9 protein-coding genes are annotated in these 9487 nt (G+C 69.5%); 2 read left to right on the forward strand and 7 right to left on the reverse strand.

The features are described from left to right. Positions 1 to 546 precede the first annotated feature (546 nt). The 3 genes from ACLBX9_RS27055 to ACLBX9_RS27065 form a co-directional block, all read right to left on the reverse strand. Positions 547 to 1767: an ABC transporter substrate-binding protein gene (locus ACLBX9_RS27055; RefSeq protein WP_010685726.1), complete on the reverse strand. Its 1221-nt coding sequence runs from the start codon at positions 1765 to 1767 to the stop codon at positions 547 to 549. Between the two features lie 397 nt (positions 1768 to 2164). Further along, positions 2165 to 4723 (reverse strand): TonB-dependent receptor, encoded by a 2559-nt coding sequence (locus tag ACLBX9_RS27060; RefSeq protein ID WP_447721053.1) that lies wholly within the window; start codon positions 4721 to 4723, stop codon positions 2165 to 2167. A gap of 500 nt (positions 4724 to 5223) precedes the next feature. After that, entirely contained in the window at positions 5224 to 5778 is a 555-nt protein-coding gene (locus tag ACLBX9_RS27065) for a sugar O-acetyltransferase (protein WP_010685728.1), read from the reverse strand. Positions 5779 to 5912: 134 nt separating this feature from the next. Here ACLBX9_RS27065 and ACLBX9_RS27070 point away from each other — a divergent pair, with 134 nt between their 5' ends. After that, positions 5913 to 6458: a TetR/AcrR family transcriptional regulator gene (locus tag ACLBX9_RS27070; RefSeq protein WP_447721054.1), complete on the forward strand. Its 546-nt coding sequence runs from the start codon at positions 5913 to 5915 to the stop codon at positions 6456 to 6458. A 109-nt stretch (positions 6459 to 6567) separates the two neighbouring features. Here the strand turns inward: ACLBX9_RS27070 and ACLBX9_RS27075 are convergent, their stop codons facing one another. The 3 genes from ACLBX9_RS27075 to ACLBX9_RS27085 all read right to left on the reverse strand — a co-directional run bounded on the left by ACLBX9_RS27075 (position 6568) and on the right by ACLBX9_RS27085 (position 7453). After that, positions 6568 to 6807: a hypothetical protein gene (locus ACLBX9_RS27075; RefSeq protein WP_447721055.1), complete on the reverse strand. Its 240-nt coding sequence runs from the start codon at positions 6805 to 6807 to the stop codon at positions 6568 to 6570. 127 nt (positions 6808 to 6934) lie between these two features. After that, the gene (locus tag ACLBX9_RS27080; protein WP_447721056.1) at positions 6935 to 7099 is read right to left on the reverse strand and encodes a YqaE/Pmp3 family membrane protein; all 165 of its coding nucleotides are present in this window, start codon (positions 7097 to 7099) and stop codon (positions 6935 to 6937) included. Between the two features lie 159 nt (positions 7100 to 7258). Continuing rightward, positions 7259 to 7453, reverse strand: a complete 195-nt coding sequence (locus tag ACLBX9_RS27085) for a hypothetical protein (protein WP_010685732.1) — start codon at positions 7451 to 7453, stop codon at positions 7259 to 7261. 256 nt (positions 7454 to 7709) lie between these two features. On the opposite strand from ACLBX9_RS27085, the gene ACLBX9_RS27090 reads away from it, so the two are divergent. Then, on the forward strand, positions 7710 to 8456 hold the full coding sequence (locus ACLBX9_RS27090; protein ID WP_447721057.1) for a transporter substrate-binding domain-containing protein: 747 nt from the start codon (positions 7710 to 7712) through the stop codon (positions 8454 to 8456). A 254-nt stretch (positions 8457 to 8710) separates the two neighbouring features. On the opposite strand, the gene ACLBX9_RS27095 is transcribed toward ACLBX9_RS27090, so the two are convergent. Then, positions 8711 to 9487: outer membrane protein (locus ACLBX9_RS27095; protein WP_447718118.1), on the reverse strand; the 777-nt coding region annotated here is incomplete at its 5' end.

The raw sequence follows: 9487 nt of genomic DNA on the forward strand, positions 1-9487 counted from the left end.
ACACCGGCACGGGGGTGAACACCGGCGGCGGCGCGGCACGGCGCGGAAGGTCGGCCGCCGAGGCGGCAGCGGTCAGGGCGGTAAAGGCGGTCAGCGAGGCGAGGAGCTTGGTCATCGGGGCCAATCCAAAGGTTTGATCTGGCGCTAAGGCTACCGATCTCTGAGCAAATTGGCTGTAGTTTTACGGACACACCGAGCGTCTTCGATGCAAGTCGCTATAGTAAATCTTCTATTAACATGCATCAGGCTGCGGAAATACATGTCCAGATCCGTGGCCAAGCGCGACAACATCTGAGCCGCCCCTTGGTTGCAGCCTGCCGCCGACATGCGCGATGGCTGTGACGAAGCGGACACAGGCGGGGGCGGCCGAGCCCCCGTCCGGCGGTCTCCGGAATTCGGCTTCGGCCCGTCGGCTGCAATGACATCGAGGCTGCCGGAAACCGCACGATCCCGCGCCTCGCGAGCCCCATGTCGGACCCCCGACAGTGCGCGGTTCGCGCCGGCCCGGGACACCGGTCGTCGGTCAACCTCCCGGGCGTCCGATGCTCATTTGACGAGGGGACAGCCGCCCTCGCGTTCCGGGCGGTACGCGTCCTCGGCGGGCGTCGTCGCGACCGTCTTGAGCAGGTCCCATCCGCCTTTCGATTCGCCCGGCGCCTTCGCCTGAAGGAGATAGGAGGGCTGGACCTTGCGCCCGTCGGCGCGGATGCGTCCCGTCCCGAACGCGTCGTCCTCGGTCGGCATCGCCTTCATCCGCGCCACGGCGGCCTTGCCGTCCGCCTTGGCCGCCGCGACCCCGATCTCCGCGACCGCCTTCAGGTAGTGCAGCGTCGCCGCGTAGCAGCCGGCCTGAACCATGTTGGGGCAGGCCGGCCCGATCTTCGGATGCAGGCGCTCCGTGAGCGCCCGGGTGCGCGGGTTCAGGTCCCAGTAGAAGCTCTCGGTGAGCAGCAGCCCCTGCGCGAGTTCGAGACCCAGCGCATGGACGTTGGTGCTGTAGAACAGCATCGCGGCGATCTTCATGCTCTGATCAAGCCCGAACTCGTGCGCCTGCTTGATGCAGTTGATCGTATCCGCCCCGGAATTGGCCAGTCCCAGCACCTTCGCGCCGGAGGACTGCGCCTGAACCAGCAGGGATGAGAAGTCGGACGTCCCCGGGAACGGGTAGGCGCGGCTGCCCAGGACCTTGCCGCCGGACGCCTCGACGACGCGGGTGGTGTCGCGCTGCAACTGCTGGCCGAAGGTGTAGTCCGCCGTGATGAAGTACCACGTGTCGCCGCCCGCCTTCACCATCGCGCCACCGGTCGAGCGGGCGAGCATGTAGGTGTCGTAGGTCCAGTGGACGGTGTTCGGGCTGCATTGCGCCCCGGTGAGATCCGTGGTCGCGGCGCCGGAATTCAGATGCACCTTGTTCTTGTCGCGGCAGATCTGGTTGACCGCGAGCGCGACCGAACTGGTCGGCACGTCGATGATGGCGTCGACGCCGTCCTGATCGAGCCATTGCCGCGCGATGGCGGCCCCGACATCGGGCTTGTTCTGGTGGTCCGCGTAGATCACCTCGACCTTCAGGCCGTCGCCGAATTCCTGCACGGCCTGGCGCACGCAGGCCACCGAGGTCGCCCCGCCGTCATCGCTGTAGGGGCCGGACTGATCATTGAGCACGCCGAGCCGGATGACGGGCGCCTGGGCCCGGGCGGGCCGGATCAGCGGGGGCGCGATCAGCGCTGTCGTGGCCGCGAGCAGATCACGGCGGCTGAGCGACGGCATGCGGCATTCCTCCGATGTGTTTCTTTATTGGCCCTCCAACTACAGCGTATTGCTTGCCTTCTGTCCAACGTGATCGAGACAGATGGCTGCGCCTGTCCCGGATCTACCGCCCGGAAACGCCAGTCAATCCGCATCACGCCGCCAGTATTTCAAGTCCCGCCGATACGGGCGAACCCTGTGCCGCGCTCCCCCTCGGCCTTCGACATGCCGCGGGCGCGCAACCGTGTCACCGGTGGCGGATCCGGGGGGCGTGAAGGCCGGGAGCGGGCGGCCCGATCGTGGAGCCGCTTCCATCGGGGTGCCGCATCCATCCTGAGCGCCCCGCGTCGATCCCCCGAAACGGGAAGGAGCCGCAGGGGGTCTGCGGCTCCGCCGGGTCGGTCGCGGCGGTTCCGGTTCAGTATTTCCGGATGATCGGCTCCGGCGCCATCGGCACGGGATCGGCGCCGAACCGGTAGGTCAGGCCCGCATAGATCGAGAGCGGCTGGGCCAGGGTCGTGGTCCGCGGGTCGTTGATCGAGAGGTTGCCGGCCACCGCACCCGGCTCCGCGAACGTCCCGAATGTGGCGTAGCGGTTGTTGGTCAGGTTGGTGATCAGCCCGAAGATCTCCAGGTTCTTGGTGACCTGATACTTCGTCGTCAGGTTCATCACGTAGTAGGCCGGCAGCTTGCGGTTCAGGTTCGACTCGTCGCCGCGATAGTAGGAGGACGAGAACGCCGAGACGTTGAGGCCGAAGCGCCAGTTCGGGGTGATGAAGTACTCGAACCCGGCCTTGATCTGGTGATCCGGGACCAGCGGGATCTTGTCGCCCCGGCGGACGTTGATCGAGCCGTCGGCGTTGGCCAGCGGATTGTTCGGTGAAGACAGCGTCTCGTTGAACTGGAAGGTCGCGTCGACCAGGGCGTAGTTCGCGTAGATCAGCAGGTCGGGGGTGACGGCGTATTCCGCGCCGACCTCGATGCCCTGTCGCCGGGTCGCCGGGACGTTGATGTAGTAGGCGCGGGCGGCGTTGCCGGCGACGGCGACCTGGTAGAGGTCGTTGGTCAGGTCGGTGCGGAAGACGCCGGCCTTGTAGGTCAGGGCGCCGCCCTGGAGGAAGGCCGGGATCACGCCCCGGAAGCCGGCCTCGTAGGTCTGGCCGGTGACCTGCTTGAGCGGCGGGTCGGCCACCAGCGAGTTCGGCAGCAGGCACGGCTGGGTCGGGCTGGAGCAGGACAGCTCCAGGGGCGTCGGCGCACGGTTCGATTCCGAGTAGCTGCCGTAGAGGTTGAGGGCCGGATCGAACTGGTAGGTCAGGCCCGCCAGCGGGTTGACCTTGGTGTACTCGTGCGTGCCCGTCACGTCCGGCGAGAACCCGGTCTGGTCGCGCGTCTGGATGCGGGCGTAGTTGAGACGGAAGCCGGCGGTGAGCGACAGCCGGTCGGTCAAGTCGAGCGTGTCGGTGGCGTAGAGGCCGAGATACAGCGTCGACCCGCTGACATTGGTCGGGGCGAGGCCGATCGCGCCGAGCGTGCGGATGTCGGTCGTGCCCAGGCCGGGGATCGTCCCGTAATACGGGTTGTTCGGATCGACGCTGACCGAAAGGTTCGGGTTGATCACGCCCAACTGGCTATCCGACTTGAACGAGAAATTCGAGGCATCGACGCTGCCACCGACCACGAAGGTGTTGGGCAGTCCGAAGATCCGATCCCGGTTGGCTGCCTGCAACGAGCCACCGTAGGCTTCCGAGTTGGTCAGGGTCGTGTCGATGGTGCCGTAGGGAACGTTCCGGAAGGGGATCGGCTGGCCGTTCAGGCCGATGATGGTGAACTGGTTGGCATAGGCCCGGCGCGCCGCCACCTGACTGGTCGGCGGCGCGTTCACGTTGAACGCGTCGTCCTGGAAGCACAGGAAGCCCCGGAAGCTGCCGCGGCTGCTGCAATTCTCGAAGTTGCCCTGGTTGCCGTCGACGTAGGTCTCGCTGAAGCGCCGGTAATAGGCGTTGCCGGCGAGATCCCAGGTCGGCGAGATGTCCACCCGGCCTGTGAGCTGCAGCGTGCCGACCTGGGTGGTCTGGGTCTGCGGGTAGGTGAAGATCGCCCGCGGATCGATGTGGGTGAAGTCCACCGGGGTGGCGGCGGCCGCGCCGTAGAAGCTGCGGGCGGCGAGCCCGATCAGGTGGAACTCCGAATCCTGCGACCGGTAGCCGAGATCCGCGTAGAGCCTGCCGATCGTGCTCGGATTCTGGTAGCGCCAGCCGCGGTCGTTCAGCCCGTCGCCCGTGAAGTAGAAGCTCCAGTTGTCGGAGACCTTGCCGTATTCGAGGTAGCCGGCGGTGCGCGCGTCCGAGCCGCCCCAGGCCGAGATCTCGGTCCCCTGCCAGGTGAAGCCGTTCTTCATCTGGATGTTGACCGCGCCGCCGATGGCGTTGAGGCCGAAGATCGGGTTGCCGGTGACCACGTCGATCCGCTGGACCGCCTGCGGGGGGATCAGGTCGAAGTTGACGACGTCGCCGAAGGCCTCGTTGATGCGGATGCCGTTCTGATAGACGGCCAGGCCCTGCGGCACGCCCTGCACCGGCGAGGCGGTGAAGCCGCGGTAGTTGAGATCGACCCGGTTGCCGTTGCCCTGCGAGTCGTTGAGGTTCACGCCCGGCGTCTCCCGCGCGAAGGTCGCGAGGATGTTGTCGGTGCCGCGGTCGACGTCGATCTGGCGGGCCGTGACGGTCTCGACCGTGCTGGGGATCTTGTTGAGCGGCTGCTCGGAGCCGCGCAGGCGCGCCGGACCGGCGGGTGCGGTCGGCACGGTCTGGCCGAGGGTGTTCAGGTTCTGAACGGCGCTGGAATTGCCGCCGCCCGCGCCGACCGGCGAGGTCGAGACGACGCTGATCTCCCCAAGTGTTACGGCCTGCTGCGCCTCCGCAAGACTGGGCAACATCGCCACAGACGCGATCAGGCTGCCTCGTAAGGCGCGCATATCTTCCCCCAGCCAGATGTTCAGGACGCGCGTGCTTGTCCGCGACTGCGCACAGCCATTCACATCGGGCGGGCATCGCTCCGCAATTCACGAATAGTTTAATCCCTGGCACCGGCGGTCCGCGCACGCGAATGCCGCCGGCCTGTGTCCCTTATGCCACAAATTGCCTCAGCTTTTCAAAGGGTTGCGGGACGAATTGGCAGTTCTTGCCGGGACGATCAGGCAAGGCGGGCCGCGGAGCCGCGGAATCGGCGTGCGGGTCTCGCGACGGGTGACGCGAGGCGCGGGCGGTCGTCGTCCGCCGGGCCGATCCGCCCTCTGGATCGACGCGCACGCGTCGAAGTTCGCGGACAGTCATGGCAAGTCTGGCGAGCCGTCGCCGCGGGATCCGGATCCGGGACAGGGTCCGGGCCTCGGCGCCGCGAAGAAGAAGCCGCGCCGCGGAATGCCGGGCGGCCTTCGGAGACGGCGCGAGACGGCGCCGGGCCGTGCCGGGCCGGTCAGGCCGTTCCGCGCGGCCGGGCCGGATTGCCCGTGACGGTCGCCCCCGCGGGCACGTCGCGGGTGACCACCGCCCCCGCGCCGATGATGGCGTCGTCTCCAACCGTGACCCCGGGCAGGATCAGCGCGCCGCCGCCGATCCAGACATTCGTCCCGACGGTGATCGGCAGGCCGCTCTCGACACCGGCCCGTCGGAGCGCGGGATCGCGGGGATGGTCGGCGGTGAGGAACTGCACGCCGGGCCCGACCTGCGTCAGCGCGCCGATGACGACGGGGGCGACGTCGAGGATCACGCAGTTGAAGTTCAGGAAGGCCCCCTCCCCCAGGGAGATGTGCTGGCCGTAGTCGCAGTGGAACGGCGGTCGCACCACCGCGCCGGCGCCGACATGCGCGAACAGCGCGGCCAGCATCACCCGCCGCTCGTCCGGCGAGGCCGCAAGACTCGTGTTGTAGCGGACCATCCAGTCCCGGGCCCGCTGGGCATCCGCCGCGAGTTCCGGGTCGTTCGGCCGGTAGGCCTCGCCCGCCAGCATCTTCTGCTTCTCGGTTCTCATGGACGTTCGATCCTTGCCGCGCCGGACGATGCGGGAGCCTTCCCTCCTGCTCCGTTATGTACATATGTACGCAACGGCGGAGGATGCCAACCGTCCGCACTCGACCCTCCAAGCCGGCCCTCCCGGAGTTCGCCTTGACCGCAGCCCAGCGCCGCTACGATCCCGAACGGCGGAGCCGCATCATCCGGGCGACGCTCGACGTCATCGCCGAGCACGGGGTGGCGGGCACGACCCACCGCCGCGTCGCGGCGGCGGCCGACGTGCCGCTGGGCTCGATGACCTACCACTTCGCCAGCCTGGACGCGCTGCTGCTGGAGGCGTTCACGCACCTCGCCGATGCGGTGGCGAACGGGTTCGAGGAGCGCCTGGGCGCCTGCGCGACCACCGACGCGGCCTGCGAGGCCGTGGTCGACCTGGTGGTGGACGCGCGCTGGGTGGGGCCGCGCGCGCTGCTGCTGAGCTACGAGCTGTACGCCCTGGCGGCGCGCAATCCGCCGATGCGGGCGGTGATGCGGCGATGGATGGGACGGAGCCGGGCCGCGCTCGAGCGGCACTTCGCGCCGGAGGCCGCGAAGGTGCTGGATGCCATGATCGAAGGGCTGCTCATCCACCGGTCCGTCGACCCGCAGCCGATGGATCGGGCGCAGGTTCGCGCACTGGTCGATCGGTTGGCGCGCTAGGGCGCGCGACCGAGGGGGATGCCGGTCCGGCGGCGGGCGCCAAGGATGGCCGGATCGGAAGCGGACATCCGGTCCCGGCCCGGTCGGGGCGGCCTTGGACCGCTGGCCGTCAGCCCTGGCCGAGGCGCCGGCGGTTGGCCTGGACCTTCCGGCGATAGCCGCGCACGACCTTCCGCGGCGTACCGCCCATGGCGATCGTCGCCGCGGCACTGCCGGCGGCCAGGACCTTCTCGGTCACCATGCGCTGCGCCTCCCGGCGCGCCTTCGGGCCGCCGACCATCAGCATCGCGATGCGCTGGCCGATGACCATCTGGGCCTCGACGCCGAGCATCGCGATCTCCGTTCCCATCGTGAGCCACCCGGACGGGCCGCCCGCCGTTCTGCGACGTCCGCGCATGATCCCGATCCTCCACGTCGATGCCACCGGACAACGCCCGGACCGGCGCTTCTTTCCGCCGGCCGGGCCGACCGGCCGCTCAGGCCGCGCTCTCGCGCCGGGTGACGATCAGGGCCCAGATCGTCGCCGGGATCCAGCCGATGAGCGTGAGGTGCAGGAGGATGCACAGGATCCCCTGGAACACCTTCCCGCGCAGGAACATGGCGAGCCACGGCGCGAGAAAGCAGATGATGATCATGATCATGGCGGTTGCGGACCTCCTGCGTCGCGGACGAACCCGCGACCGCCCGAGACGTTCCCGTGAGGCACGCGGCCGTCTGTGGATCCGCCGGACGAGGGCCGCGAGGCAGGATCGCCCGGGGCCTGACCGGTCTCGTCCCGGTCCGGGCGGCCGCGCGCCGCGTCAGCCGAGTCGGGCGCCGCCGAACAGAGGGACGCCGCGGTCCTTCTTCTTGGCCTTCTTCAGCGAGCGCAGCCGGCGGATGGCGCGCACGAGCATCTTGGCTTGCCGCTTCTCGCAGGTCTCCGTCACAGGCCGGCCCGCTACGATGACCCGGAAGTGGCCGTCCGCGGCCCGCTCTTTGGTGACATACGCCATGGCAAAGCTCCTGCGACGTTCAGGCTGGGATCAGCGGTTGCTCCGTTCCGGGGGAACGATGGACGGGGGAAGGCTCGGTCGACCCGACGACCCGCCCCTGCCCCGACAAGGGCCCCGACGAGATGGCGCCCGCGGCGGCGGCGCACAACCCGTCTCCGCGCTTTGTGATGGGGCTCGTGCCGCAGCCCCGGTCCGGGGGACCGGTCGTGTCCGTTCCGTCTGGTCGCCCGTCGCGGCGGCCATTATCCTCGCCGGCATGACACCGGCCAGCCACGCCCAGGACGCCGCCCCGAGGGCCGAACTCGCCCCCACGGGCACGCTTCGTGCCGGCCTCATCGAGGCGCCGTCCGCCGGACTCATCTTCGTCGGCCGCGCGGCGGACGGGACGCCCGAGGGCGTCACCGCCGATCTGGGCGCGGACCTGGCCCGGGTGGCCGGAGTACCGCTCGCCGTCACCCTGTTCCCGAACTCGGGTGCGGCGGCCGCCGCCCTCCAGGCCGGGAGCCTCGACGTGAGCTTCATGCCGGTCGACGCGACACGGCGGCAGGTGCTCGATTTCGGGCCGGGCTACTACGACCTGGAGAGCACCTACCTCGCCAGCGCGGCCTCGGGGATCACCGACGTGGCGCAGGTGGACCGGCCGGGCATCAGGGTCCTGGCCATCGACGGCACAACGACGCTCCGCGCCTCGGCGCGCACGCTGACGCGGACGCAGCCCGTGGCTGTCCCGTCGGTGGCCGAGGCGGTCAGCCGCATGCGGGCGGGACAAGCGGACGCCTTCGCCCTCTCGCGCGACACGCTGCGGCCGGTCGTCCCGCAGGTTCCGGGCTCCCGGATCGTCAGCGGCGGCTTCCAGCAGACGCAGGTCGCCGTGGCTCTGCCGAAGGGCCGTCCCGTTGCCCTCGCCTACGTGACCGCGTGGCTGCAGGAGGCCAAGCGCGCGGGTCTCGTCCGCAGGATCTTCAACGCCCACGGATTCGACGGCGATGCTGTCGCCCCGTAGGCGACCGGTCTCCCGATCAAGCTCGGCGGCGGCGCGATCAGGGAGCGAATCGACGCGGGTCGTCGCCGCCGCGCTGCTGCCACGCTCGCGCAGCCGCGCGCAGGATCCGGGGCGCAGGCCGCTCCGATCCCGGAAGAGCCGCACCGGACGGCGAGCGCCTCAGAAGCCGTGGCCCCCGGGGCGCTCGCGGTGACGTAGGCAGTCCGGTCGGGCGCTCCAGCCGGACGGGCCGGGGCTGAAAGCGCCCGCCGCGCTCAGTAGGAGCCGAACTTGAAGTTCAGGCCGGCGCGGGCGATGCCGCCCTCGGTCCGGAAGCGCGAGATGTAGCCGATGCCCGGTCCCCCGACGGAGCCGACGAGCAGGTTGTGGCTGCCGAGATCGTAGCGCAGATACTCGGCCTTGAGCGTCACGGCGCTGGAGCGGAAGAAGTTCAGGAACGAGTCGGTCGGCAGCGCGTACTCGATGCCGCCGCCGTAGGCGTATCCGGTGTCGATCCGCGAACGGCTGCCGAAGTAGGTGAGCGGGGCACCGGTCTGGAACCCGGCGCGCTGAGTCACGTCGCCGTAGGCGAAGCCGCCGGTGCCGTACACGAAGACGCGGTCGAAGGCGTAGCCGACGCGTCCCCGCACGGTACCGAGGAAGCTCAGATCCGTCCGGTAGGTGTTGGTCAGGACGTTCGGGTTGAAGGCGGGACGGAAGATCGACTGCACGCCGGTGCGCTGCAGATCCATGTAGGCGGCATCCGCCTCGACGCCGACCACGATGCCGGAGCCGGGGGTGAACTGATAATTGTAGCCGACCTGGCCGCCGGCGGTGAAGCCGTCCTGCGGCAGGCGGACGGCCGGGCTGCGCAGCAGGTTGTTCACGTTGCTCTGGAGGGCGCCGATGCCCACGGTCCGGATCGTGTCCGCCTCGGTGTAGGCGTAGCCCGCATTGATGCCGAAATACGCGCCCGTCCAGGTGAAGACCGGGACCGGCGTGAACACCGGCGGCGGCGCGGCCCGGCGCGGCAGGTCGGCGGCCGACGCGGC

Source organism: Methylobacterium sp. A49B (assembly GCF_053346215.1).